General features: G+C 40.2%; 22 protein-coding genes. 16 read left to right on the top strand and 6 right to left on the bottom strand.

The genetic code is table 11. The features are described 5' to 3' along the window. The first annotated feature begins 442 nt into the window (after positions 1–442). From ilvD to truA, 11 genes are all read left to right on the top strand, one after another. Positions 443–2,122, top strand: a complete 1,680-nt coding sequence (gene ilvD, locus JYB62_RS10910; RefSeq protein WP_205645482.1) for a dihydroxy-acid dehydratase — start codon at positions 443–445, stop codon at positions 2,120–2,122. Between the two features lie 4 nt (positions 2,123–2,126). Beyond that, positions 2,127–3,821 (top strand): biosynthetic-type acetolactate synthase large subunit, encoded by a 1,695-nt coding sequence (ilvB, locus tag JYB62_RS10905; RefSeq protein WP_243431539.1) that lies wholly within the window; start codon positions 2,127–2,129, stop codon positions 3,819–3,821. 9 nt (positions 3,822–3,830) lie between these two features. Further along, positions 3,831–4,331, top strand: a complete 501-nt coding sequence (gene ilvN / locus JYB62_RS10900; RefSeq protein ID WP_074225251.1) for an acetolactate synthase small subunit — start codon at positions 3,831–3,833, stop codon at positions 4,329–4,331. 187 nt (positions 4,332–4,518) lie between these two features. Continuing rightward, complete coding sequence (ilvC, locus tag JYB62_RS10895) at positions 4,519–5,562, top strand: ketol-acid reductoisomerase (protein ID WP_205645481.1); 1,044 nt, start codon at positions 4,519–4,521, stop codon at positions 5,560–5,562. An 18-nt stretch (positions 5,563–5,580) separates the two neighbouring features. After that, on the top strand, positions 5,581–7,089 hold the full coding sequence (locus JYB62_RS10890) for a 2-isopropylmalate synthase (protein ID WP_205645480.1): 1,509 nt from the start codon (positions 5,581–5,583) through the stop codon (positions 7,087–7,089). A 4-nt stretch (positions 7,090–7,093) separates the two neighbouring features. Continuing rightward, positions 7,094–8,503 (top strand): 3-isopropylmalate dehydratase large subunit, encoded by a 1,410-nt coding sequence (gene leuC, locus JYB62_RS10885; RefSeq protein ID WP_205645479.1) that lies wholly within the window; start codon positions 7,094–7,096, stop codon positions 8,501–8,503. Between the two features lie 10 nt (positions 8,504–8,513). Beyond that, positions 8,514–9,104, top strand: a complete 591-nt coding sequence (gene leuD / locus JYB62_RS10880) for a 3-isopropylmalate dehydratase small subunit (RefSeq protein WP_205645478.1) — start codon at positions 8,514–8,516, stop codon at positions 9,102–9,104. A gap of 6 nt (positions 9,105–9,110) precedes the next feature. Further along, a complete protein-coding gene (locus JYB62_RS10875; protein WP_205645477.1) occupies positions 9,111–10,697 on the top strand; it encodes an alpha-isopropylmalate synthase regulatory domain-containing protein in 1,587 nt (528 codons plus the stop codon). Further along, a complete protein-coding gene (gene leuB, locus JYB62_RS10870) occupies positions 10,666–11,733 on the top strand; it encodes a 3-isopropylmalate dehydrogenase (protein WP_205645476.1) in 1,068 nt (355 codons plus the stop codon). Before JYB62_RS10875 ends, leuB begins: the two co-directional genes overlap by 32 nt. A 178-nt stretch (positions 11,734–11,911) precedes the next feature. Then, positions 11,912–13,117: a CehA/McbA family metallohydrolase domain-containing protein gene (locus JYB62_RS10865; protein WP_205645475.1), complete on the top strand. Its 1,206-nt coding sequence runs from the start codon at positions 11,912–11,914 to the stop codon at positions 13,115–13,117. Between the two features lie 43 nt (positions 13,118–13,160). Further along, positions 13,161–13,952: a tRNA pseudouridine(38-40) synthase TruA gene (gene truA, locus JYB62_RS10860; RefSeq protein WP_205645474.1), complete on the top strand. Its 792-nt coding sequence runs from the start codon at positions 13,161–13,163 to the stop codon at positions 13,950–13,952. A gap of 38 nt (positions 13,953–13,990) precedes the next feature. Here the strand turns inward: truA and JYB62_RS10855 are convergent, their stop codons facing one another. From JYB62_RS10855 to JYB62_RS10830, 6 genes are all read right to left on the bottom strand, one after another. Continuing rightward, positions 13,991–14,488 carry a GNAT family N-acetyltransferase gene (locus tag JYB62_RS10855; RefSeq protein ID WP_205645473.1) on the bottom strand — a complete coding sequence of 166 codons (498 nt, stop codon included), beginning with the start codon at positions 14,486–14,488 and terminating at the stop codon, positions 13,991–13,993. Between the two features lie 81 nt (positions 14,489–14,569). After that, positions 14,570–15,937 (bottom strand): Gfo/Idh/MocA family oxidoreductase, encoded by a 1,368-nt coding sequence (locus JYB62_RS10850; protein ID WP_205645472.1) that lies wholly within the window; start codon positions 15,935–15,937, stop codon positions 14,570–14,572. Positions 15,938–16,037: 100 nt separating this feature from the next. Continuing rightward, positions 16,038–17,405, bottom strand: a complete 1,368-nt coding sequence (locus JYB62_RS10845; protein WP_205645471.1) for a Gfo/Idh/MocA family protein — start codon at positions 17,403–17,405, stop codon at positions 16,038–16,040. A 118-nt stretch (positions 17,406–17,523) separates the two neighbouring features. Further along, entirely contained in the window at positions 17,524–17,982 is a 459-nt protein-coding gene (locus tag JYB62_RS10840) for a hypothetical protein (protein WP_205645470.1), read from the bottom strand. Positions 17,983–18,031: 49 nt separating this feature from the next. Continuing rightward, positions 18,032–19,102, bottom strand: a complete 1,071-nt coding sequence (locus JYB62_RS10835; protein WP_205645469.1) for an Ldh family oxidoreductase — start codon at positions 19,100–19,102, stop codon at positions 18,032–18,034. A 74-nt stretch (positions 19,103–19,176) separates the two neighbouring features. Further along, complete coding sequence (locus JYB62_RS10830) at positions 19,177–20,124, bottom strand: Ppx/GppA phosphatase family protein (RefSeq protein WP_205645468.1); 948 nt, start codon at positions 20,122–20,124, stop codon at positions 19,177–19,179. Between the two features lie 258 nt (positions 20,125–20,382). Between JYB62_RS10830 and JYB62_RS10825 the strand changes: the two genes are divergently transcribed. From JYB62_RS10825 to JYB62_RS10805, 5 genes are all read left to right on the top strand, one after another. Next, complete coding sequence (locus tag JYB62_RS10825; protein WP_205645467.1) at positions 20,383–21,966, top strand: acyl-CoA carboxylase subunit beta; 1,584 nt, start codon at positions 20,383–20,385, stop codon at positions 21,964–21,966. A gap of 37 nt (positions 21,967–22,003) precedes the next feature. Beyond that, the gene (locus JYB62_RS10820; RefSeq protein WP_205645466.1) at positions 22,004–23,068 is read left to right on the top strand and encodes a M42 family metallopeptidase; all 1,065 of its coding nucleotides are present in this window, start codon (positions 22,004–22,006) and stop codon (positions 23,066–23,068) included. 26 nt (positions 23,069–23,094) lie between these two features. Beyond that, positions 23,095–23,895 (top strand): ABC transporter substrate-binding protein, encoded by an 801-nt coding sequence (locus JYB62_RS10815; protein ID WP_317194660.1) that lies wholly within the window; start codon positions 23,095–23,097, stop codon positions 23,893–23,895. A 123-nt stretch (positions 23,896–24,018) separates the two neighbouring features. Continuing rightward, entirely contained in the window at positions 24,019–24,780 is a 762-nt protein-coding gene (locus JYB62_RS10810; RefSeq protein ID WP_205645465.1) for a 3-keto-disaccharide hydrolase, read from the top strand. Beyond that, entirely contained in the window at positions 24,777–25,373 is a 597-nt protein-coding gene (locus JYB62_RS10805) for a 3-keto-disaccharide hydrolase (RefSeq protein WP_205645464.1), read from the top strand. The genes JYB62_RS10810 and JYB62_RS10805 overlap by 4 nt, the downstream gene beginning before the upstream one ends. Positions 25,374–25,915 lie beyond the last annotated feature (542 nt).

The following is a 25,915-nucleotide window of genomic DNA, read 5'->3' as shown; positions in this document are numbered from 1 at the left end:
TTTCTTTTTAAAAGAAATGATGCTTTAATTAGAATCTATTTAATAGAAGGCAGAGATTTTTAAAAATTTTCACAAATAACTGAAATCAGTACAAAATTTTGAAAATTGAAAAAACGGCAAATCTATTTCTTAAAAAACGGCGTAAAATTCTTTTCTTGTAGAATTTAAAATTGAAAAAATAGAATTTACTTATATAAAATATCTGGCAAATAGTGCTGAGGTAAAATTAAATATTGTAAGTCTGAAAATTCAGTTTTAAGTTTGTGAAGAAATAAAAATCGATTCAAGAAATCATTCGACATAAATATGTTTAAAGTAGTCATTTTGCTAAGCTTAATTATTCTCATTGGATGTTAAATGTGAGGCACTAGACTATTTATAATGAATTAACCAAATCTAAAGTGCCTCACTAAACCTGAGGCACTTTTTTTTACACTCTATTATGACCCTGAAAAAACACAGTTGGGAAATCAGCGAAAATCCGGAGCATCCGGCCGGAATGGCTATGTTGTATGCCACCGGCATGAGCGATAAAAAGATGAAACAGCCATTTGTAGGGATAGCGAGTTGTGGCTATGAAAGTAATCCCTGCAATATGCACCTGAACGACTTTGCCGGTCTGATCAAAGCCTCCTCTCAGGAGCAAGATTTGACCGGTTTAGTTTTTAATACCATCGGGATATCTGACGGAACGACTATGGGTACGCTGGGTATGCGTTACTCATTGGTTTCCAGAGAGATTATTGCAGATTCCATTGAATCATTTATCATCGGGCACTCTTTTGATGGATGTGTAGCGGTAGCTGGTTGCGATAAGAATATGCCAGGCGCTTTGATGGGTATGATTCGAACAAATAGGCCCTCTATTTTACTTTATGGAGGAACCATTGCATCAGGACATTATAAAGGTGAAAAACTGAATATTGTTTCTGCCTTTGAAGCATTTGGAAAGCGGGTAAACGGAGATATTTCTGATGAAGATTATGATGGTGTAATTAGAAATGCTTGTCCAGGCAAAGGTGCTTGTGGAGGCATGTACACTGCCAATACCATGTCTTCTGCTATTGAAGCCATGGGAATGTCTTTGCCTTATTCTTCTTCCTATCCGGCTAATTCTCCAGAGAAATTGAGAGAATGTCAGGAGGTCAATAAATATATGAGAGTCTTGTTGGAAAAGGATATCAAGCCAAGCGATATCATTTCTAGGAAGAGCATTGAAAATGCAGTGACGGTAGCCATTGCTTTGGGAGGAAGTACCAATGCTGTCATGCATATCATTGCGATTGCCAGAACAGCAGGGGTGGATTTTAATCTAGAAGATTTTAAAGCGATCAATGCAAAAACTCCTATGATTGGTGATTTTAAGCCTTCAGGGAAGTATATGATGGAGGATTTGCATGAGCAAGGTGGACTTCCTGCCTTTATGAAGTACATGCTTCAAAATGGATTTTTGCACGGAGATTGTCTTACTGTAACTGGTAAGACCTTGGCAGAGAACCTTGAAAATGTTGAGGCTATAATTCCTTCCATGGTGAATGTGATTCACCCATTGGAAACTCCAATTAAAGCTACTGGACATCTTTGTATACTTTCTGGAAACCTAGCGCCAGAAGGTGCTGTGGCTAAGATCACAGGAAAAGAAGGAAGTTCATTTACAGGTCCCGCTCATGTTTTTGACTCAGAGCAGGAAGCCAATGATGCCATCAGGGATCATAAAATTGAAAAAGGTGAGGTAATCGTGATCCGTAATATCGGGCCGAAAGGTGGACCTGGTATGCCAGAGATGTTGAAGCCTACTTCCATGATTATTGGAGCTGGTCTGGGATCAGATGTTGCCTTGATTACAGATGGAAGATTTTCCGGCGGAACACACGGTTTTGTAGTGGGTCACGTTACTCCAGAAGCGTTTTGTGGAGGACCTATTGGATTGGTGAGGAATGGAGACATTATCACCATTGACGCAGATAATTTAAAACTTTCAGTAGCGATTACTGATGAAGAACTGGCCGAAAGAAAGAAAACCTGGAAGCCAAAAGAGATCTCTGATTTGCAGGGAACTTTGAAAAAATACAATAAACTTGTTGCCACAGCATCCGAAGGTTGTGTAACAGATAAATTCTAAGCCTATGAAAGACTTGATGATCCGAGGAGCAGATGTGGTAGTCAGAACTCTCATAGAGGAAAATGCCGAGATTATATTCGGATATCCTGGAGGAGCAATCATGCCGGTGTATGATGCACTGTATGATTACCACGATCAAATCAAACATGTTCTTACCCGCCATGAGCAAGGAGCGATTCATGCTGCTCAAGGGTATGCGCGAGTCTCTGGGAAAGTCGGTGTCTGTTTAGCAACCTCAGGTCCTGGGGCTACTAATTTGATTACAGGATTAGCGGATGCACTAATAGATAGTACTCCATTGGTATGTATTACTGGACAGGTAGCTGCGCATTTATTGGGGACTGATGCTTTTCAGGAAACTGATGTTGTAGGGATGTCTATGCCTTGTACTAAGTGGAATATCCAAGTTAGAACTGTGGAAGAAATAGCTCCGGCAATTGCCAAAGCGTTTTTCATAGCGAGATCAGGAAGACCAGGGCCAGTTTTGATAGATATTACTAAAAATGCACAAACTGATTTTGGGGAATTCAATTATGTTCCTTGCCTAGGATTCAGGTCCTATAAGACCAAAATTGAAATCAATAAATCTGATATACAGAAAGCAGCAGAAATGATTGATGCCGCAGAAAGACCTTATGTGCTTTATGGGCAAGGGGTGGTTTTAGGCAAAGCAGAGGAAGAGTTCAAAGCATTCTTGGATAAATCTGGAATACCCGCAGCTTCCACATTATTGGGATCTGGTGCATTACCACAGGATCATCCTTCTTATGTGGGGAAACTAGGAATGCATGGGAATTATGCACCGAATATCCTTACCAACCAATGCGATGTTTTAATTGCTGTTGGAATGAGGTTTGATGATCGAGTGACAGGGGATGTAAAACGTTATGCTAAGCAAGCGAAGATTATCCATCTGGAATTGGATCCTGCAGAAATCAATAAAACCATAAGATGTCATCATTCAGTTTTGGGTGATTGCAAAGATAGTTTGAGCTTATTGACAGAGGCTGTTGCAGCAAAATCCCATCATGAATGGTTGGAGAAATTCCGTGAATTGGAGCGTGAGGAAGATGCAGCAGTCGTTAAACATGATATCACCCCAACAAAGGTGGGACTCACCATGGGGGAGGTGATTTATCAGGTGAACCAATACAAAGCAGACGATGCAGTATTGGTTACAGACGTCGGTCAACACCAAATGATTGCATGGAGGTATTTCAATTATAAGAAGTCTCGTACCCAGGTTACATCTGGAGGATTGGGAACCATGGGTTTTGCATTGCCTGCAGCCCTCGGAGCTCAAATGTTTGATTTTTCCAGACAAGTAATTTGTGTAGTTGGGGATGGAGGGATCCAGATGACTATTCAAGAGTTTGGCACCATCATGCAGACCAAAGCTCCAGTAAAAATCATCTTGCTGAATAATAATTATTTAGGAATGGTGAGACAATGGCAACAAATGTTCTTCGATAAGCGCTATTCATTTACTGAATTGGATAATCCTGAATTTGTGAAAATTGCAGAAGCCTATGGTATCAAATCCCAAAAAATATCAGACAGGTCAGATTTGAATGAGGCAATTGAAGATATGTTAATTCATGATGGGCCGTACTTCTTAGAAGTGGTGGTAGAGAAGGAAGACAATGTTTTCCCGATGATCGCAACGGGCTGTTCTGTAGAAGAGGTAAGACTAAGTTAATTCCGGCCTATGAAACGTTATACCATTTTTGTGATTACCGAAAATTTTATCGGTATTCTCAACCGCATCACCATCATCTTTACGAGAAGAGGAATCAATATTGATGCACTTACTGCTTCAGAAAGCAGAATCGAAGGGATTCACCGGATTACAATCGAGGTGACAGCAAGTGAAGATACTGTCATTCAGTTGGTGAACCAGATAGAGAAAATCATCGATGTGATCAAAGCATTTTATCATGAAGATGATGGGGTAGTCTATCAAGAGATTGCCCTCTATAAAATTCCAGTATCAAAGTTGGATGGAGGTCTGGAAAAAATAATTCGTCAGCACAATGCTAAGATTATTGCAGCCGAACCAGAGTTCGTTGTGCTTGAATTATCTGGCCACAAAGAACAAACGCAGGAACTTCTAGAAATATTAAAAGGATATGGTCTTTTGGAATTTGCCCGATCAGGTAGGGTAGCAATAGCTAAAAGGATGCATACCATTGATAGTTACGTAAAATAAATCAAATCAAATCAAACCTATGAAATCGAGATGTGGTAAAGACTTCTCTGAAGTTTTTTATCCATTTAGATTCCATGAGAAATTTTAACAAATAAATAAACTCATGAGATGAGTATTTTGAAAAATAGGATCAATTAATTTTGATCCCTGAATTTCAAAGATTCATTGAAAATCAAATTTTAAGAACATGAAATTAAAATTCGGCACAGTAGAGGAGAATGTAGTTACCAGAGAAGAATTTCCTTTGGAAAAAGCTAGAGAAGTCCTAAAGGATGAAGTTATTGCGGTATTAGGCTACGGGGTTCAAGGACCTGGTCAGGCACTAAACCTGAAAGACAATGGCTTTAACGTGATTGTAGGTCAAAGAAAAGGATCAAAAACTTGGGATAAAGCTGTTGCTGATGGCTGGGTGCCAGGTGAGACCTTGTTCGAATTAGAAGAAGCTTGCGAAAGAGGTACAATTCTTCAATTCCTTCTTTCTGATGCTGGTCAGATTGCTCTTTGGCCAACAGTTAAAAAACACCTTACTCCAGGGAAAGCATTATATTTCTCTCATGGGTTCGGCGTGACTTACAAAGAAAAAACTGGAATTATCCCTCCACCGGACATCGATGTGATCTTGGTGGCTCCAAAAGGCTCTGGAACTTCTTTGAGAAGAATGTTTGTAGAGGGTAGAGGATTGAATTCTTCTTATGCAATTTATCAAGATGGAACTGGTAAGGCCAAAGACAGAGTTATAGCTTTGGGAATCGGAGTTGGATCAGGATACTTGTTCGAAACTGATTTCTATAGAGAAGTTACTTCAGACCTTACTGGAGAAAGAGGTACACTTATGGGGGCGATCCAAGGGATTTTTGCAGCGCAGTACGAAGTGTTAAGAGAAAATGGACATACTCCTTCCGAAGCATTCAATGAAACAGTAGAGGAACTAACTCAATCGTTGATGCCGTTGGTAGCAGAAAATGGCATGGATTGGATGTATGCAAACTGTTCCACTACAGCTCAAAGAGGAGCTTTGGATTGGTGGAAGCCTTTCAGAGATGCAACCAAGCCAGTATTTGAAGAATTATATAATAGTGTAAAAACTGGTCAAGAGGCACAGAAGTCTATTGATTCGAATTCGAAAGAAGATTATAGAGTGAAATTGGAAGCTGAATTGAAAGAATTGAGAGATTCTGAAATGTGGCAAGCAGGTGCTGTCGTCAGACAATTGAGACCAGAAAACAATTAAACCTAAAACCCAAGAACAATGAGTGAAAAGCTATGGATATTTGACACAACCCTAAGAGATGGGGAGCAAGTTCCAGGGTGTCAGCTAAATACCCAGGAGAAAATTGTGGTGGCGAAAGCTTTGGAAGAACTAGGTGTAGATATCATCGAAGCCGGCTTTCCAATTTCCAGTCCGGGGGACTTCAACTCGGTGGTGGAGATTTCAAAGGCAGTTTCAAACCCAATCATTTGTGCCCTCTCGAGAGCCGTTGAGAAGGATATCGAAGTAGCAGCCCAGGCACTCAAATTTGCAAAGAAAGGTAGGATTCACACTGGTATCGGTGTGTCTCCTTACCATATACAATATAAGCTCCGCTCTACGCCAGATGATATCATCAAGCGTGGAGTGGCGGCCGTTAAGTTTGCAAGACAATTTGTGGACGATGTCGAGTTCTATGCAGAAGATGCAGGACGTTCGGAGCCCGATTTCCTTTGCAAAATCATTGAAGAGGTAATCAAAGCAGGAGCGACTGTGGTAAATATTCCTGATACTACAGGATATTGTTTGCCTGAGCAATATGGTGCGATTATTTCGAGTCTTAAGAATAATGTCCCAAACATAGATAAGGCGATCATCGCCACACATTGTCACAATGATTTGGGAATGGCCACTGCCAATACGGTTGCCGGTGTTCAACAAGGTGCCCGTCAAGTAGAAGTTACTATTAATGGAATTGGTGAAAGAGCAGGTAATACTTCTATGGAAGAAGTAGTGATGGCAATAAAATGTCATCAATCCATCCCTGTTCATACAGAAATCGTTACCCCTCTAATTTATAAAACTAGCCGATTGGTTTCTAAGCTGATGAATATGCCTGTTCAACCGAATAAGGCAATTGTTGGTAGAAATGCATTTGCCCACTCATCAGGTATCCACCAAGATGGCGTGTTGAAGCATAGAGAAAACTATGAAATCATCGATCCAAAAGATGTTGGAGTAGAAGAGTCAACCATTGTTTTGACGGCAAGATCCGGAAGAGCAGCTTTGAAGCACCATTTAGATGCTTTGGGTGTTGAGTTGGAAGGAGATGCATTGAGAGAAGTCTATGAAGCTTTCTTGGTCCTTGCAGATAGCAAAAGGGATATTGGTAGAAAGGACTTGATGGGCTTGGTAGGAAAATATATAGAGGAGTCAAATTTCATTGAGCTTGGAGAAGTTTCCTATTCTTCTAATGGGTCTATTCAAGCGAAGGTTTCATTAACAATTGGAGAGGAGCAACATCAAGCGACTTCTCATGGGAATGGCCCGGTAGATGCAGTATTGAAAGCAATTGATAAGATTGTAAAACCACAGGTAGACTTAGAAGAGTTCTTAATTCAGGCAATTACCCATGGTAGTGATGACGTGGCTAAAGTACACATGAGATTGATCAAAGGAGATAAGCCTTATTATGGGTTCTCTTCTAATACGGACATAGTTTTGGCTTCTGCCCAAGCTTTTGTTGATGCGCTAAACAAAATACCAGTCAAAGAATATACGACTGCTTAAAATCATGGAAAAGACAACATTATTCGATAAAATCTGGGATGCTCATGTGGTACGTTCTGTACCTTCTGGACCAGATGTATTCTTCATAGATAAGCATTTTATCCATGAAGTTACCTCTCCAGTAGCATTCCTAAATCTGGAGAAAAGAGGGGTTTCAGTAAAATATCCTCATCGTACAATTGCAACACCAGATCATAACGTTCCAACAGTAGACCAGGATCAGACGATCAAAGACAAGCTTTCTCGCATGCAAGTGGAGAGACTTCGTGAAAACTGTAGGAAATATGGAATTGAGTTGCATGATTTGGGATCTGCCCATCATGGTATCGTTCACGTAATCGGACCTGAATTGGGAATTACCCAACCAGGAATGACCATTGTCTGTGGAGATAGCCATACCTCCACACATGGAGCTTTTGGAGCTATTGCCTTCGGAATTGGTACTTCAGAAGTGGAAATGGTTTTGGCCACTCAGTGTATTATGCAGTCCAAGCCAAAGAAAATGAGAATCACCGTTGATGGTGAGTTGGGGGCTGGTGTGACTTCGAAAGATATCATCCTTTATATCATCTCTAAAATTTCCGCTGCAGGAGCTACAGGTTACTTTGTAGAATATGCAGGAACTGCCATTCAAAGTTTGTCTATGGAAGCAAGAATGACCATTTGTAACATGTCCATAGAGATGGGTGCAAGAGGTGGATTGATAGCTCCTGATGAGACTACATTTGAATACCTAAAAGGAAAACAATATGCTCCTAAGGGTGAAGATTGGGATAAGGCAGTGGCAGAGTGGTCTCAATTGAAAACTGACGAAGGTGCTGTTTTTGATAAAGAATACCATTTTGATGCGGCTGATATTGAACCAATGATTACCTATGGTACCAATCCAGGTATGGGTATTAAAGTTCTTGGAAATATTCCTACTACGGAAGGAATGGAAGGAAGCAATAAAACTTCTTACTTGAAATCTTTGGAATATATGGGTTTTGCCCCAGGTGAGCCTGTGAAAGGTAAGAAAGTGGATTATGTCTTTGTTGGATCTTGTACCAATGGCAGAATCGAAGATATCCGTGCGGTAGCAGGTTTTGTGAAAGGTCATAAAAAAGCAGATAACATCACTGCTTGGATTGTTCCTGGATCAAAAGAAGTGGAGAAAATGGCCCAAGAAGAAGGTTTGGTGAAAATATTGGAAGAAGCAGGTTTTGAGTTGAGACAACCTGGATGTTCTGCATGTCTAGCAATGAATGATGATAAAATTCCAGCAGGTAAATATGCAGTTTCCACTTCCAACAGAAACTTCGAAGGACGTCAAGGACCAGGTGCCAGAACGATGCTGGCTTCTCCTTTGACCGTTGCTGCAGTAGCTGTAACCGGTAAAATCACCGATCCACGCGAAGTGTTTGTAGAATCCTAAAAGAAAGAAAATGGCTTACGATAAATTCACCGTTTTAACGAGTACGGCAGTTCCTTTGCCTACAGAAAACGTAGATACAGACCAAATCATCCCTGCTCGTTTCCTAAAAGCAACAGAGCGTGAAGGTTTTGGTGACAATCTTTTCCGTGATTGGAGATATGATGTAGAAGGAAATCCAAAAAAGGATTTCGTTTTGAACGACCCTACTTATTCTGGTAAAATTCTAGTAGCGGGGAAAAACTTTGGATCAGGATCCAGTAGAGAGCATGCAGTTTGGGCCATCTATGATTATGGGTTCAGATGTGTGGTTTCCAGCTTCTTTGCAGATATTTTCAAAAATAACTGTCTGAATATTGGTGTATTGCCAGTGACGGTTTCGCCGGAATTTGCAGATAAACTATTGGATGCGATCACCGAAAATCCGGCAACGGAAATTGAAGTAAGCATTCCTGCTCAAACAATCACCTTGCTCTCCACAGGAGAGACTGAGTCTTTTGACATTAATGCCTATAAAAAGGATAATATGCAAAATGGCTTTGACGATATCGACTACTTGCTGAGCATGGAGTCTGAGATCGATGAGTTTGAAAAAACAAGATAAACGTTGATGAATCATCAGAGACGCATAGAAATAATGGATACAACCCTGAGGGATGGAGAACAGACCTCAGGTGTTTCCTTTTTGCCTTCTGAAAAGCTACAAATTGCTAAGCTACTTTTGGAAGAACTCCGGGTAGATAGGATTGAAGTGGCTTCGGCTCGCGTTTCTGACGGTGAGCTGGAGGGAGTACAAAAAATCACCCATTGGGCAGCTGAAAAAGGCTATTTGGATCGAGTGGAAGTGTTGGGTTTTGTAGACACTCCAGCATCTGTCAATTGGCTTATTCAAGCAGGTGCAAAAGTGATGAATTTGTTGACTAAAGGGTCATTAAATCACTTGACGCATCAATTAAAGAAAACTCAAGAACAGCACTTTGCAGACATTGCTCAAAGTATTGCCCATGCTCAGGAAAATGGGATCGATGTCAATATCTATCTAGAGGATTGGAGTAATGGAATGCGTAATTCTAAGAAATATACGCTTGACCTCATCGAGTTTCTTTCCAAACAGCCGGTGAAGAGAATTATGCTTCCAGATACCTTGGGCTTATTATCTCCTGAAGAGACCAAAGCCTATATTATTGAAATTGTAGCACAATTTCCGGATGTACATTTTGATTTTCATGCCCACAATGATTATGATCTTTCGGTGGCCAATGCCATGGAAGCGATTTTAAATGGAGTAACAGGAATTCATACTACTGTCAACGGATTAGGCGAACGTGCAGGAAATGCACCTTTGGAATCTGTGATTGCAGTGATCAAGGATTTTACGGACTTAGAGATCAATGTTCAAGAGCAGAAGATCTACAGGGTCAGTAAATTGGTGGAGCAATTTTCTGGGCAACATATACCTGCAAACAAACCGGTGGTAGGTGAAAATGTATTTACTCAGACTGCAGGAATCCATGCGGATGGGGACAATAAAAAGAACCTATATTTCAATGACCTAATGCCAGAGCGATTTGGTAGACAGCGTAAGTATGCATTAGGGAAAACTTCTGGGAAAGCCAATATTCTAAAGAATTTAGAAGAATTGGGTATTTCCTTAGAGAAGGATGAATTGACCAAAGTTACCCAAAGAATCATTGAACTGGGAGATAAAAAAGAGCGCGTCACTACCGAAGACCTTCCATACATCATTTCCGACGTACTTCAGAATAATTCCATCAAAAAGAATATCCACATTGAGGGATATCATATGACTCATTCCAAAGGCTTGAAACCTACGGTTCAACTCAGGATGAAGGTCTATGGAAAAACCTATGATGAAAGTGCTACTGGTGATGGTCAGTATGACTCTTTCATGAGAGCGCTTCGCAAAATTTACAAGGGGCTAAAAAAAGAGCTTCCCAAACTGATAGATTATCATGTTTCCATTCCTCCAGGAGGAAAGACCGATGCCTTTGTGGAAACGGTGATCACCTGGGATTATGGTAAAATATTTAAAACTAAAGGTCTTGATCCAGATCAGACCGTGGCAGCGATGATGGCCACAGAGAAAATGCTGAATATCGTCGAAACATTTAATCAAAATCCAACCCAAGAAGAATCCAAATTCTATGGAAATGAATATCGCGCTGTTGCCGGGTGACGGCATCGGCCCTGAAGTAATCGACCAGGCTGTCAAAGTTGTAAAAGCAATTGGACAGAAATTCGGACACCAAATCTCATTTAAAGAAGCAGTAGTTGGAGCGGCAGCAATTGATGCCACGGGACTGCCTTATCCAGATTCTACCCATGAAATTGCTGCTGCATCGGATGCAGTTCTATTCGGGGCGATTGGTGATCCAAAGTATGACAATGATCCTAAGGCAAAAGTAAGGCCTGAGCAAGGACTTCTTTTAATGAGACAAAAATTGGGTTTGTTTGCTAACGTTCGCCCTACGTTCACATTCCCTTCTTTGGTACATAAATCACCATTGAAATTGGAAAGAGTAGAAGGAGTTGATTTCGTGTTCTTTAGAGAGTTGACCGGAGGGGTTTATTTCGGGGAACCTAGAGGAAGAAATGAGCAAGGAACGAAAGCTTTTGATACCAATGTATATAGCAAGGAAGAGATCACACGTCTTGCTAGAATGGGATTTGAGGCAGCTCAGAAAAGAAGAAAGTTATTGACTTGCGTGGACAAAGCAAATGTGATGGCTACTTCCAGACTATGGAGAGAGACAGTTCAGGAATTGGCTCCTGAATATCCTGATGTAAAAGTGGAATACGAATTTGTAGATGCAGTAGCCATGCGTTTGATCCAATGGCCAAAGGCATACGATGTTTTAATTACAGAAAACTTGTTTGGTGACATCTTGACGGATGAGGCTTCTGTAATCTCTGGATCTATGGGATTGATGCCATCTGCCTCTTTGGGTACTTCCATCAAATTATTTGAACCAATTCACGGTTCTTATCCTCAAGCAGCTGGAAAAGACATTGCTAATCCATTGGCTACAGTACTTTCTGCAGCGATGATGTTTGAGTACGCCTTTGACTTGAAAGAAGAAGCTCAATTAATTTCTGATGTGGTGAATCAATCCCTTGCGGAAGGATATGTGACAGAGGATATTGCAGATGGAGGACCATCTTACAAGACTTCTGAAGTGGGAGATTGGCTAGCGGCTAAGATTTTGGCTTAAGGTTAAACACTAAGAAAATAGCTATTGGAGATTTGTAATCTCGAATTTTATCGAAAGAACCACCTATTTATAGGTGGTTCTTTCGTATTTTTTTAATAGAGAAAAATGTTTCTTAAAACTACCCTTGGATAAGGATCACTTGATTATATTGGAGATTAAACTTTTGAAGTAAATAACTATGAGATACTCATCTTTTCTACTAGCAATCCTTGGTTTGAGCCTTTTTTCATGCGGAGAAAAGCCTTTAGAAGAATCCCCTCAAAAACAATGGTTCAAAGGAAACCTGCATACTCATTCCTATTGGTCTGATGGAGATAATTATCCTGAAATGATCATGGACTGGTATAAGTCAAATGACTATGATTTCGTAGTGCTTTCAGATCATAATACCTTGGCCACAGGCGAAAAGTGGAAACTGATTCCTAAATCTCCTTCTCATGAGTTAGGCTTTCAGAAATACTTGGATAAGTATGGAGATGAGGTGATTTATCGGGAAGATTCTACAGGGAGGATTGAAGTGAAATTAAAGACCCTGTCTGAATATAGGCCAATGTTTGAAGAGGAAGGTGAGTTTTTGATAATTCAATCTCAGGAACTGACCGAAAGCTTTGAGAAAAAGCCACTACACATGAATGTGACTAATATTCAAAAGTTGATTCCTGCAGAAGGAGGTAATTCCGTATCAGAGATTTTACAAAATGGATTGGATCGTGTCAAAGCTCAAAGGGATTCCACTGGGGTTCCCATGTTTTTACATATCAATCATCCAAATTTTATCTGGGCAATTACGCCTGAGGATATGATTGAATTGAATGGAGAGCGATTTTTTGAAGTGTATAATGGTCATCCTCAGGTAAATAATTATGGAGATTCTTTAAGACCAAGTATGGAAGTGCTTTGGGACAAAGTCCAGTCTGCCTATTTGAGAGCTAACAAGCCATTATTATATGGATTAGCAGTAGATGATGCGCATAATTACCATGTGTTTGATCAAAATAGTAGTAATCCAGGAAGAGGCTGGGTAATGGTGTTGGCCAAAGATTTAAATCCAGAGTCACTAATTGAGGCAATGGAACAAGGGGATTTTTACGCTACTACAGGTGTGACATTGAGTTCCATAGATTTTGACGGGAAAATACTGGGTGTGGAAGTGGATCCAGAAACCGGCGTAGACTATACCATTCAATTTTTTGGTACTAAAAAATCTGCCCCAGAGCAAAGTGGCGTGTTGTTGGAGGAAGTAAGTGGAATAAAAGCTGAATACACTTTAGTTGAGGGGGATATGTATGTTCGTGCGAAAATCATTTCCTCTAAACCCAAAGAAAATCCATATCAATTAGGAGATACCGAAGTAGCTTGGACTCAGCCTGTTGTTGCTAATTAAAAAGAGAAATACCCCGTTTACAGTTTGGATATTATATTTGAAAATGCAATCCAGACCTTATTCTTATTTATTTTCTATTTCCTATTTCGGGGCAAGGTATAAAGGTTGGGCCCCTCAGCCTAACCAACCGACAGTTCAAAGACGTTTGGAAAGGGTTCTGAGACATGTGTTGGGGCATGAGGATTTCTCTCTAATTGGTGGAAGTCGAACAGATTCAGGGGTGTCTTGTCTGGGAGGATATGCGCAACTTTTTATGCGAGAATCAATAGATATGGATTCTCTTTTACCCCAATTAAATGAACATCTACCTCAGGATATCAAATTGAATAAAGTGCAGGAGGTTCCGGCAAGCTTTAACCTTATTCAATCCGTTCAACAGAAAATCTATCGTTACTATTTTTCCAGTTTTTTATCATTCCATCCGTTTGCTTCTGCTTTTATGGTCAATGTTCCAACTAAGTTAAACTGGGAAGCAATGAAGAAAGCTTGTGAATTATTTATTGGTGTGCATAACTTCAAAGGCTTCTGTAGGCCTTCAGAAAATAAAACGGATTACCATCGCGAAGTGATTTCAGCGGGGATAGTTAGTTCCAATGAATTTCAAGGACAGTTTTTTCCTGAGGACATCTTTTATTTTGAAATTACCGGGACGGGTTTTTTACACCATCAAGTTCGAATGATGATGTCTGCCCTATGGCAAATTGGTAAAGGAGAAATGGAAATTGCTGAAATTCTTCAAAGGTTTGAATCCCCTGAAAAGTTTGAGAAATTACCTCCTGCACCAGCTAATGGATTGCTGCTTTGGGAGACAGTTTTGAAAAATGTAAAAGTGTAATTTCGAGGGATGGACTACTGAGAAATCTCAGCAAAAACTCAAAGCTTCATCTCAAATACATAGTCATCCATCACATAGCCGTTCCCTATGTCATTAATTTCACTTTTAATATTGACGAAACCTAAGTATTGATAAAATTGGATTGCTCCTTCATTGTACTTGTTTACATTAAGAAGAAGACTGGATTGATCTTTTTTCAGAGCGGCTTCTTTAATCGCCTGGATCAATTTTTTACCAATCCCTTTTCCTTGGGCGGAGGGTAAAATGTAAATCTTATGGATTTTAGTCTTCCCGGTTTCCTGATCTATCTGAAATCCAGTAAACCCTAATTTTTGCCCCATTTCTTCGGCCAGCAAAAAGGTGTGTCCTTCTTCCAATTGCTGCTTCTCAAGCATTTTCAAGTCATACATCCAATCGAGCATGTAGTCGATTTGCTCTGGGCTGAGAATCTTCCCAAAGGTATGCGGCCATGTTTGATGGGCTATTGCCTGAACATGTTTTAAATCTTCGGTTGTGGCAGGGTTTATTTGAATCATATGTTCTTTTCAAGGAAGCCTAAAAATAATAAAACCGACCACATCTTTTGTAGCCGGTTTTACGATTGGATTCTAAATTTCCTATACAGATTTTGGTTCAGGGTGTATATACCCTTGTCTATAGGGCCTTCTCAACAGGGCTGTCGCTTCTTTATCTCCTACCACTGTCATGGTTTTGGGATCATACTTCAGAATTCTTCCTCCCAAATCCATCGAAATATTAGCTAGAATACATGAAGCTGTGGAGATATGTCCTTCTTCAATGTCCGCAACTGGCAAGGTGTTTTGGTTAATCGATTTTAGCCAGTCTTTCATGTGTAGTCTTGTCGCAGGCGCAGCATTTAATTCGATGTCAGGTTCATTTACATCTTCTGGGTATTTTTCTCTTTCAAAAAGACATTCAAAATGGATGGGCTTTTCATTTCTATCTACAGGAGTGTAATCCGCCTGCATAGTGCTTCCAGCCAACATTCCTTTTTCTCCAAAAATCTTGAACGCCCATGGATATTCCGGATCATCAGGGTTACCCCAAGTACGATGTTGCCAAACAACATTGAGTTCTGGATACTCGAAGATGGCGGATTGTGTATCTGAAATATTTGACTTTCCATCTTTCTGAACAAAAATACCACCGGTTGAACTTATTTTTGTCGGCCAGCCTAGCTTTAACATCCATCGAACTGTATCCAGCATATGAACGCACATATCTCCTGTTATGCCGTTTCCATATTCTATAAAGGTTCTCCACCATCGTCTATGAGGAAGTCCATCATATGGGCGTAATGGAGCAGGGCCGGTCCATAATTCATAATTGAAAAAGTCTGGAACTGGCTCTACAGGTGGGTTGCCATTGGCTCTCATATGATAATAACAGCAGATCTCCACGTGAGAAATTTTACCTAATTTTCCTGAGTCAATGATCTGTTCTTTGGCATCGATCAGGTGAGGAGTACTTTTACGTTGAGTTCCTACCTGAACTTTTTTGCCATATTTTCTTGCTGCTGCTACCATAGCTTCGCCTTCTATGACATCCACAGAAATAGGTTTTTGCACATATACATGGGCTCCTGCTTTGAGAGCATCGATGCATTGCAAGGCATGCCAATGATCAGGAGATCCGATCAAGACGAATTCAGGTTTTTCCTTTGCTAAAAGTTCTTTATAGTCTTCGTATAAAGTTGGGACTTTTCCAGATTTTTGCCTAGTAGCCACCATTTCACCAGCAGCTTGTAACATGTGCTGATCGGGATCGCTTAATCCCACTACTTCTACATCAGCTACTTGAATTAGCCGAAAAAGGTCAGATTTTCCATACCAGCCAGCTCCGATTAATGCCACTTTTAATGGACCTTCCTGGTCTTTAAAGTCCATTCCTAACAATCCAAAACTGGCGAGTGTAGCTAAGGCAGAAGAGCCTTTGAGAAAATCTCTTCGGTTGAGAGCATTCATTAAGTTGGGGTTTGAGGTTTATTGTACCTCTTAAGATACAAAAAGCCAAACCTTTACCAAATGGAATAGCGGGTATGCGGCACCTGTTTTACCTAGAAAATTAAATGTTGTCAGGCTCTGGATGTATATAGCCCTCTCGATACGGTCTTCTCAATAGGGCAGTGGCTTCAGAATCGTTCAGAACCGTCATGGTTTTAGGGTCATATTTTAAAGGTCTTCCTCCTAAATTCATAGACATATTCGCAAGAATACAAGAAGCCGTAGAAATGTGGCCTTCTAACACATCTGCCACAGGCAAAGTGTCTTGTTCTATTGCTTGAAGCCAGTCTTTCATTTGCTCACGTGTAGCTGGAGCTGCATGAATTTCGATGTCTTTTTCGGTAACATCTTCTGGGAATTTTTCTTTTTCCAAAACTACGGGGTAATGGATTGGCTCTCCATTATTTCTTCCTTCAGGGTAAAAATCAGCTCGCATGGGACTACCCGCAAGCATTCCATTTTCGCCATATATCTTAAATGCCCAAGGATAATCTCTATCAACTGGATTTCCCCAAGTTCGATGTTGCCAGACCACATTGAGCTCCGGAAATTCAAAAATAGCTGTTTGGGTATCGGAAATATTAGATATAGAGGCCTTGTCGACATAGATTCCTCCTGTAGAAGTTACTTGAACCGGCCAACCTAAATCCAGCATCCATCGAACGGCATCCAACATGTGAACGCACATGTCTCCTACGATGCCGTTTCCATATTCCATAAATGCTCTCCATCCTCTATGAAGGATTCCTCGATATGGGAGCTTCGGAGCTGGACCAGCCCACATATCATAATTCAAATTTGCAGGAACAGGAATTATATCTGGATGACTTCTATTGCGCATATGGTAATAGCAACAAACCTCTGCATGTGATATTTTCCCTAATTTCCCGGAATCAATAATTTCCTTCTTTGCCTGTACCAAATGCGGTGTGCTTCTGCGTTGAGTTCCAATTTGAACTTTGCGGTCATATTTTCTTGCTGCGGCCAGGATGGCTTCTCCTTCGATGACATCAACAGAAATGGGCTTTTGTAGATACACATGTGCTCCGCTCTTAACTGCATCAATGGCAATCAGCGCATGCCAATGATCTGGAGTTCCTACGAGTACAAATTCAGGTTTTTCTTTCGCTAAAAGTTCCTTGTAGTCCTCATACAGGGCAGGGACTTTTTTGGACTTTTGGCGCGTTGCAACCAGTTTTCCTGCTTCCTCCAATTGTTTGTTATCTACATCGCATAGGGCGACAACTTCCACATCTGCCACTTGAATCAATCGGAAAAGATCGGATTTGCCATACCAGCCAGTACCAATCAATGCGACTCGTAAAGGACCTTCTTGATCTTTGAAGTCCATGCCAAGTAATCCAAAACTTGCTAATGTGAGGAGGGTAGAGCTGCCTTTTAAAAATTCTCGTCTGTTGAGCTGGTTCATGAATTCTGGGTTTGAGTAATTTGTTGCTTTAAATTACAAAAAGCCCTGATTCTAGCAAGGGGAAAAGGAAGGGAGGTTCCCCCAAAAATAGGAATGATAAAAAGTACTGATTTCGAAATTACTCTCCTCCCCAGTACAATTGTTTTCCTTGAGATAAAGCTTCTTTGTCTTTTGACATTCCAACCGCAATCCCAATTGCCATTCCGATAGGCAATCCAATTCCTAGATATGCCATATTCCCTAAACTTGCTCCAAATGCTACCCCCATGGGAATCCCAAAGGCAGAAATGCCCAGTGCCAACCATAAATTTCTATAGTGATTTTTAGCAACTAGCTGACACTCCTTTTCTAAAAGTTTTAATACCAAACGGATAACTTTTTTTATCCGTCTGTCCATGTTTGAATCCGACCCTTTCAATTCATTTAGGTCATTAGTATACCTGTTGATTTCAGAAATTATCAGATCCGGAACTTCTTTTTCTGAAATGGAATCCAGTAGAGCGCTATGTGAATTAAAGGATTTTCCAGCTTTTGGATGCAGCTTTAGAATAGCACTATCTAACTTGATTAATTCCATGAGAAAAAATTTTATTTGATAAATTAAATAATGTTCTGAAACTACATAATTAAAATTTTACCCCAAAGCGGTCTCCCAATTCCGTCAAATCTTTCACCACTGGATCAAGTAATGGAATGCCATCTTTCATTCGGATCCCCTCCAATTCCCGCTCTGGATCTCCCGGGATTAAGACCTTCTCATTTCCGGGTGTTGGTTTCGCTGCTCTAAATCGAGTGATCCAATTATCCATATGGGATTTAAATTCATCTGCAGGGCGGAACGCATCCACACGCATGGCTCCAAAGAAATGACCGATTCCTTTTCCCACTGGATTTGGGTCAGGCTCCAAAAATGCTACGAAAGGTGGAACCCAAGGGCCGTAATTGGCACCTGAAAGAACTGCTGAAAAAATATCTACAATCGATCCTAGGGCATATCCTTTATGCGACCCATGCTCGCGATCTCCTCCCAATGGTAATAAGGCTCCACCATCTTTAACTCCATTTGCGGAAGTGGTAGGATTTCCTTCTTTGTCTTGTACCCAACCTGTAGGAGTATCTAAGCCTTTACGTTGTAAAATCTCCAATTTTCCATTAGCTGCTGTAGTAGTTGCCATGTCTGCAACGAATGCTGGTTGGTCTTTGGCTGGAATAGCTACAGAGATAGGATTGGTGCCTAATAATCTTTCCTTCGAAAAAGTCGGAGAAACCAAAGGACTAGCATTAGTCAAGGAAATACCAATCATATCATGTTGCAAAGCCATCATTGCATGATAGCCTGCAATTCCATAATGGTTGGAATTTTTTACCGATACCCATCCGGTCCCTGCGATTTTAGCTTTCTCGATTGCCACTTGCATGGCAAATGGAGCCACGACCAGACCTAAACCTCCATCCCCGTCCACTACTGCAGTAGAAGGTGTTTCATGGACTATTTTTAGGTTAGGAGTCGCATTGATCCTGCCTTTTTCCCAAAGTCTAACATACCCCGAAAGTCTAGCTACTCCATGACTATCTACGCCTCTCAGGTCAGCAGAGAGAAGAACTTCTGTGGCCGTTTTTGCCTGATCTTCTGGGCAGCCAATTTTAGTTAATATTCCAAAAGTGAAATCTCGTAGTTGTTCGTAAGAATAGGTCATGAGTTTTTGAATTTGGTGAATCGGCTTCAAACGGGCAGATTTCTAATAGGAATCAAATAAACCTAGGTTTAATACTAGGCTTTGATTGCTGAGATTTGCTTTAAAACCCTAGAAATAGCTCCCTCTTTGAGGGCGTAATGAGAGCAGGTGATGGACCGAACAGGTATATACCTCAGTATAAATTCAATTAAACTGGAAGCAACTACGATCATATCCACCCGCATGGGGATCATTCCAGGGATTTGAAGTCTTTCTTCTTTGTTTTTAGTCAATAGCATATCGTGAATTTTTTCAAATTCATTGATAGGAAGTTCAAATACATGTTGTCCAGTCAGTTTACACTGAAGCATGGATTCGTAATAAATATCCGTGAGGGTGTCAAAAGTTCCAGAAGCCCCTACCAATCCAGTTGGTTTATAAGTCTTAATTGCTTCAATCAAAGATCCAAGTTTAGTTTCCAGATAAGACTCTAGCTTGGCCACTTCTTCAGGAAGAATGGGGTCATGGTAATGAAAAAGCTCTAGAAGTCGCTGGCCTCCTATTTCAAAACTCTTTTTCCAAAAGACTTCTTGGGAAGTGCCGATAATAAATTCAACGGATCCACCACCAATATCCATCATAAGCTCTACTTGTCCATTAAGTGAGCCAGAAAGGCAAATGCCTTCATAGATCATTTGTGCTTCTTCCTCTCCCGAAAGCACTTGTATGCTTATTCCGATTTCTTCTTTCACCTGCTGAACAAAGGCAAGGCCATTTTCTGCATTGCGGACTGCACTGGTTGCAAAAGCAAAAACCTGATTGATGTTTTCACCATCTATCAGGTTTTTAAAATGTTTTAAGGTATGAAAAGCTCTTTTTTGAGCGTCGTCTGCTAAATTATTTTGGTTGATTCCACCCTTTCCCAGCTTTACAGGGATTTTTTCCTTGTAAATAGTTTTGAATCCGGATTCATTCAACTCAACCAATAACAAATGAAATGTATTGGTCCCCATATCTATTACCGCCGCCTTTTGGGTATTCATAGGTTGCCAATTTTTGGATGGGCGAATATAGAAAGTTATTTGAAATGAGTGCTTTCCACTTTAATTTTATTCCAAGATTTTTTTAAAAAGGCCAATTTTATATGAAATAGGTTAAATTGAAGGTCAGCTTTCAAGTAAAGAACTTAAAATTTCCTCTTGAGTAGGTAATTATAATTTGTAATTGATGGACTCATTCTAAAGAGTTTTTTCCATCCCTGCGAAAGCCTGCTATATTTGAACTAGTCTAATGTAAATCGTATGAACGAAAACAATACGCCCAAATATATTCTTCCCGGCATAGATGGGAAGATAGAGTTGTTAAAACAGAAAAATGCAGATGCTTTAAAAGGAGGAGGGGAAAAGAGGATTGAAGCCCAACATAAAAAAGGGAAGTTAACTGCTAGAGAACGATTAGAATTATTGTTGGATGAAGGGACTTTTCAGGAATTAGATCGATTTGTTATGCACCGGGCCAAGGATTTTGGTTTGGATAAAGAGCATTATTTAGGCGACGGAGTAGTCACTGGCTATGGAGAAATCAATGGGAGATTAGTGTATGTGTTTTCCCAAGATTTTACGGTGTTTGGGGGTTCCCTGTCAGAAACTCATGCCGAGAAAATTTGTAAAATCATGGATATGGCCATGAAAAATGGCGCCCCTGTAATTGGATTGAATGACTCTGGAGGTGCCCGTATTCAGGAAGGGGTCAATTCCTTGGGAGGGTATGCTGATATTTTTTACAGAAATACATTAGCTTCAGGAGTAATTCCTCAAATTTCTGCCATCATGGGACCATGTGCCGGAGGAGCTGTTTACTCTCCAGCCATCACAGATTTTATTTTTATGGTGGAGAATACCTCTTACATGTTTGTAACAGGTCCGAATGTCGTCAAAACTGTGACCCAAGAAACTGTAACGGCAGAGGAGTTAGGAGGAGCCTCTGCCCATAGCACCAAGAGTGGGGTGACTCATTTTGCTTGTCCTAATGAATTGGAATGTATTAAGCATATCAAAAGCATTTTGAGTTACCTGCCTCAAAACTGTGAAGAGGTAGCCCCGGTTTATCCATACGAATTTTTGGAAGACGAAAGTAGGGAAGAGCTTAATTCTCTGGTTCCCGAGAACCCAAACCATCCATATGATATACGAGATGCAGTAAAAGGAATTGTCGATGAAGATTCTTTTTTAGAGGTTCATGAGAATTATGCAGACAACATTGTCGTAGGCTTTGCACGTATTGCAGGTAGAAGTATTGGGGTTGTAGGAAACCAGCCTCAATCCATGGCAGGAGTATTAGATAACCATGCATCTACTAAAGCGGCTAGATTTGTTCGGACTTGTGATAGTTTTAATGTACCATTGCTGGTATTGGTAGATGTGCCAGGATTTTTGCCAGGAACAGATCAGGAGTGGAATGGCATCATCAGCAATGGAGCAAAATTACTCTATGCGTTTTCGGAAGCTACCGTGCCTAGGATAACGGTGATTACCCGTAAAGCTTATGGAGGTGCTTACGATGTCATGAATTCAAAACACATAGGAGCGGATCTTAATTTTGCTTGGCCTACCGCAGAAATTGCGGTAATGGGGGCAAAGGGAGCTTCAGAAATTATTTTCAAGAAGGAGATAGCAGAGGCAAATGACCCTGAAAAGAAGTTACAGGAGAAAGTGGAGGACTATACAGAAAAGTTTGCGAACCCTTATCGCGCTGCTCACAGAGGATTTATAGATGAGGTGATCATTCCTTCCGAAACACGTTCAAAATTGATCAAGGCATATAAAATGCTCGAAAATAAGGTAGATAAATTACCTAGAAAGAAACACGGAAATATTCCGCTATAATTAAGTTTAATCCCAATTATACAATAGAATAAAGATTATGGAGTCCAACACCTTTTTATATAGGTATTTAAATAATGCTTCACCAACAGGATTTGAAGCATCCGGTCAGCAGATATGGATTGATTACGTCAAACCATTTGTTGATGATTATTTCACAGATAATTATGGTACAGCTGTTGGGGTGATCAATCCAGAAGCAACATATAAATTAGTTATAGAAGCCCATGCGGATGAGATAAGTTGGTTTGTCAACTACATTAAAGACGATGGTTACATTTATGTAAGGAGAAATGGAGGATCTGATCATATGATAGCTCCATCTATGCGGGTAAATATTCATACAGATAAAGGAGTAATTCCAGGAGTTTTTGGTTGGCCTGCAATTCATGTTAGGAAAGAAGGCAAAGAAGATGCTCCTACATTGGACAATATCTTTATTGATGTAGGTGCTAGATCAAAAGAAGAGGTTGAGGAATTGGGTATTCATGTAGGCTGTGTCATTACCTTCAAAGATGAATTAACTGAGTTGAATGGTAAATTCTATTCTGGAAGAGCCTTGGATAACAGAATTGGGGGCTATATGATTGCCCAGGTAGCAAAAAAGATTAAAGAATCTGGAAAGAAGCTTCCTTTTGGACTTTATGTGGTAAATGCCGTTCAAGAAGAGATTGGTTTAAGAGGAGCTCAAATGATAGCTGCCAATATTAAACCCAATGTGGCTATAATCACTGATGTATGTCATGATACGACTGCTCCTTTATATAATAAGGTAACTAGTGGAGATCAAACTGCTGGGAAGGGTCCCGTATTAACATATGGCGCTTCTGTTCATAAGAAACTCTTGGATTTGATTATTGAAACAGCTAAAAAGAAAGATATACCGTTTCAAAGGTCAGCGGCTTCCAGAGTGACAGGTACAGATACAGATGCTTTTGCTTATTCCAACGAAGGGGTGCCTTCTGCATTAATTTCCCTTCCTTTAAAGTACATGCATACTACCGTAGAAACCGCGAGCAAGTCCGATATTGGACAAGTAATTGATCTGATGTTTGAATTCATTATGGACTTTGATCCAAGTTTTGACTTCAAGTATATTAAATAATTCACATAGGTCATTTGGGGTAGCGAGTGGAAAAGAGTTACCCCAATGACACTTTTGGCCAGATGCTTTATACTGATCAACTTAAGAGAAAGGTTCGTCTCTCGAATCCTCCAAAAAGAATTATTTCCCTTGTCCCATCTCAAACGGAATTGTTGATTGATTTGGGATTGGAGGATAGGGTAATTGGAATTACAAAATTCTGCGTCCATCCAGAAGGCTTAATAAAAAGAAAAGCCATTGTTGGGGGAACTAAGAATTATAGGATGGATATGATTCATTCTCTTCAACCAGACTTGATTATTGGTAACAAGGAGGAGAATGACCAAAAGGCTATTGAGAATTTAATGAAGGAATACCCTGTATGGATGAGCGATGTGAACACAGTAACAGACGGGATCGCAATGATCCGTAGTATTGGAGAAATGCTGGAGGTAGGAGAGCAAGCAGAAAAAATTGCAGTACAATTAGAAACTGACTTTCAAACACCTTTAGAAAGGAAAGGGACTTGTGTCTATTTAATATGGAAGGATCCCTTAATGGTCGTTGGTAAAAATACATTTATTGATCAAATACTTACCTTCGGTGGGTTTGAAAACAGGATTTCTGAAAATAGGTATCCGAAAGTCTCTTTAGACGAATTGGTGGAAATTCATCCGGATTACCTGCTACTAAGTTCTGAACCCTTTCCTTTTAAAGAGAAACATATTGAGTATTTCGAGAGTCATTTGTCCGAAACCAAGATTTGTCTGGTTGATGGCGAGTACTTCTCTTGGTATGGGAGCAGGATGTTGGGAACCAAACAATATTTGTCAAATTCATTCAGTTGACCGGTATGTATTGGGATTATTCCTAGACTTGAAAAAATCGAGTTTCTTAAATAACTTTATTAAAAATTTCAATTAACTTTTGGGTTTAATTTTAAGGAGAAAAATAAACAGAGAATAAATCATATGAAAAACACAAAATTAGCTTGGGTGGCATTGATAGCCTTAGCTTGGTCCTGTGGGCCAAAGCCAGCTGAAGAAGCTACAGAGACAGAAGTAGTGGAAGAAGTAGTTATTCCGGACAACACGTTGACGGAGGAAGAAAGATCAGAGGGATGGATGCTATTATTTGATGGGGTAGACCCTTCTGGTTGGAGAGCCTTTAATGGCGATACATTTCCAGATGGCTGGACCGTAGAAGATGGTGCCTTAAAAGCATTAGGAAAAGGAGGAGACATTGGAGGAGATATTGTGTTTGGTCCAATGGAATTTGAGGAGTTTGAAATGGTATGGGAATGGAAGATTTCTCCAGGTGGGAATAGCGGCGTTTTGTATCATGTAGTGGAAGATCCAAAATACCATGCTCCTTATGAAACTGGACCAGAGTACCAAGTAATTGATCAATTAGGGTTTCCTGATCCTTTAGAAAAATGGCAATCTATTGGTGCTGATTATGCGATGACAGAACCGGATTATGAGGGTGCTGTTAAGCCAGCGGGTGAATGGAATACTTCTAGAATTATTTTTTCCGAAGAAGGCGCGAGTTATTGGTTAAATGGAAAGAAGACGGTAGAGTTTATTCCTTATTCTGAAGAGTGGACTGCTGCTCGTAATTCTGGAAAATGGAATGACTTCCCAGATTATGCAATTTCAAAAACAGGTTTAATATCACTTCAAGATCACGGAGCCGTTACTTGGTTCAAAAATTTAAAAATTAGAAAACTATGAAAAAATTATTGATTGCCGCTTTATTGTTGGGATCTGTAAACTTGGCTTTTGCCCAGAAGAAAGTAAAGTTGTTCAATGGAAAAGATCTTTCTGGCTGGACAATCTATGGGACTGAGAAGTGGTATGTAGAGGATGGGCTATTAATTTCTGAAAGTGGCCCGGACAAAGGTTATGGATATTTAGGGACAGATGAGCATTACGATGATTTTGAAGTCACCTTGGAGTTCAAGCAAGAGGCAAACGGAAATAGTGGTGTTTTTATCAGATCTACAGTTGATGGCACCAAAGTTTCTGGTTGGCAAGTGGAGGTAGCTCCTCCAGGGCATGATACCGGAGGTATTTACGAGTCCTATGGAAGGGGTTGGTTGGTTAAGCCGGATCCTGAAAAAGATAAATATTTGAAGTTCGGAGAATGGAACAAGATGAGAATCGTGGTAAAAGGCGATAATGTCACTTCCTATTTGAACGGTCATGAGATGGTAAACTTCTCAGATGCTAAAATCGGAGAAGGAAAAGGCGGAATCTGTCTTCAGATCCATGATGGAGGAGGAATTAAGGTGTATTGGCGAAACATTGTTTTGAAAAAGCTATAATTCTCGATTTAACTAGAAATTTATGCCCTGATAAAAAGCTTATCAGGGCATTTTTATTTCCTAAAATTTTTATTCTTCTTTTTCAGGGGTTTATGTTAGGGGGAGATATTTTTTGAGGAATGATATTGTTGTTACGGATAAAAGTAGGATATTTGCACTCCCAAACGACGCGAACGGCGGAGGGAAACGGGGAGGCTGAGAGGCTTAGGAATTGAAAGGAAATAAAATTTTGCAAAAGGGATAGGAAGTCAAAAAAGAACACTTACCTTTGCGCACCCTTGGACAGAGAAGGGGTTAAAAGTGGAAGAGATCGAGGTTTTTGAGACTTTTAAAAAATAAAAAAAAGCAAAGAGTGTTGCGGATTAAAAAAAGCTTCTTACCTTTGCACTCCCTTCAGCAAGGAAGGAAAAAAAAATGGTTCTTGAAACGTGAGTTTTGAGAGATCGACAGAGGCCACAGATGAGTGGCATCAAGTTCTTTGAAGTGATGTAAGGCGAAAAAATAATATAACCTGAGAAAGACGAGGGAAGGTTTATGTGGTT

Source organism: Algoriphagus lutimaris, from assembly GCF_017051705.1.
Taxonomy (GTDB): domain Bacteria; phylum Bacteroidota; class Bacteroidia; order Cytophagales; family Cyclobacteriaceae; genus Algoriphagus; species Algoriphagus lutimaris.
The sequence above is the reverse complement of the archived record's forward strand: the minus strand, read 5'-3'. Positions and strand labels throughout refer to the sequence as shown.

What these genes read in the sequence shown, in the direction of transcription:
- leuC (WP_205645479.1), top strand. Translation starts at nt 7,094, where the DNA reads ATGGAAAAGACAACATTATTCGATAAAATCTGGGATGCTCATGTGGTA.
- JYB62_RS10850 (WP_205645472.1), bottom strand. Translation starts at nt 15,937, where the DNA reads ATGAATGCTCTCAACCGAAGAGATTTTCTCAAAGGCTCTTCTGCCTTA.
- ilvB (WP_243431539.1), top strand. Translation starts at nt 2,127, where the DNA reads ATGAAAGACTTGATGATCCGAGGAGCAGATGTGGTAGTCAGAACTCTC.
- JYB62_RS10830 (WP_205645468.1), bottom strand. Translation starts at nt 20,124, where the DNA reads ATGAATACCCAAAAGGCGGCGGTAATAGATATGGGGACCAATACATTT.
- JYB62_RS10855 (WP_205645473.1), bottom strand. Translation starts at nt 14,488, where the DNA reads ATGATTCAAATAAACCCTGCCACAACCGAAGATTTAAAACATGTTCAG.
- JYB62_RS10865 (WP_205645475.1), top strand. Translation starts at nt 11,912, where the DNA reads ATGAGATACTCATCTTTTCTACTAGCAATCCTTGGTTTGAGCCTTTTT.
- leuD (WP_205645478.1), top strand. Translation starts at nt 8,514, where the DNA reads ATGGCTTACGATAAATTCACCGTTTTAACGAGTACGGCAGTTCCTTTG.
- JYB62_RS10825 (WP_205645467.1), top strand. Translation starts at nt 20,383, where the DNA reads ATGAACGAAAACAATACGCCCAAATATATTCTTCCCGGCATAGATGGG.
- ilvN (WP_074225251.1), top strand. Translation starts at nt 3,831, where the DNA reads ATGAAACGTTATACCATTTTTGTGATTACCGAAAATTTTATCGGTATT.
- JYB62_RS10875 (WP_205645477.1), top strand. Translation starts at nt 9,111, where the DNA reads ATGAATCATCAGAGACGCATAGAAATAATGGATACAACCCTGAGGGAT.
- ilvD (WP_205645482.1), top strand. Translation starts at nt 443, where the DNA reads ATGACCCTGAAAAAACACAGTTGGGAAATCAGCGAAAATCCGGAGCAT.
- JYB62_RS10840 (WP_205645470.1), bottom strand. Translation starts at nt 17,982, where the DNA reads ATGGAATTAATCAAGTTAGATAGTGCTATTCTAAAGCTGCATCCAAAA.
- leuB (WP_205645476.1), top strand. Translation starts at nt 10,666, where the DNA reads ATGGAAATGAATATCGCGCTGTTGCCGGGTGACGGCATCGGCCCTGAA.
- JYB62_RS10845 (WP_205645471.1), bottom strand. Translation starts at nt 17,405, where the DNA reads ATGAACCAGCTCAACAGACGAGAATTTTTAAAAGGCAGCTCTACCCTC.
- JYB62_RS10805 (WP_205645464.1), top strand. Translation starts at nt 24,777, where the DNA reads ATGAAAAAATTATTGATTGCCGCTTTATTGTTGGGATCTGTAAACTTG.
- JYB62_RS10810 (WP_205645465.1), top strand. Translation starts at nt 24,019, where the DNA reads ATGAAAAACACAAAATTAGCTTGGGTGGCATTGATAGCCTTAGCTTGG.
- JYB62_RS10835 (WP_205645469.1), bottom strand. Translation starts at nt 19,102, where the DNA reads ATGACCTATTCTTACGAACAACTACGAGATTTCACTTTTGGAATATTA.
- ilvC (WP_205645481.1), top strand. Translation starts at nt 4,519, where the DNA reads ATGAAATTAAAATTCGGCACAGTAGAGGAGAATGTAGTTACCAGAGAA.
- truA (WP_205645474.1), top strand. Translation starts at nt 13,161, where the DNA reads ATGCAATCCAGACCTTATTCTTATTTATTTTCTATTTCCTATTTCGGG.
- JYB62_RS10890 (WP_205645480.1), top strand. Translation starts at nt 5,581, where the DNA reads ATGAGTGAAAAGCTATGGATATTTGACACAACCCTAAGAGATGGGGAG.
- JYB62_RS10820 (WP_205645466.1), top strand. Translation starts at nt 22,004, where the DNA reads ATGGAGTCCAACACCTTTTTATATAGGTATTTAAATAATGCTTCACCA.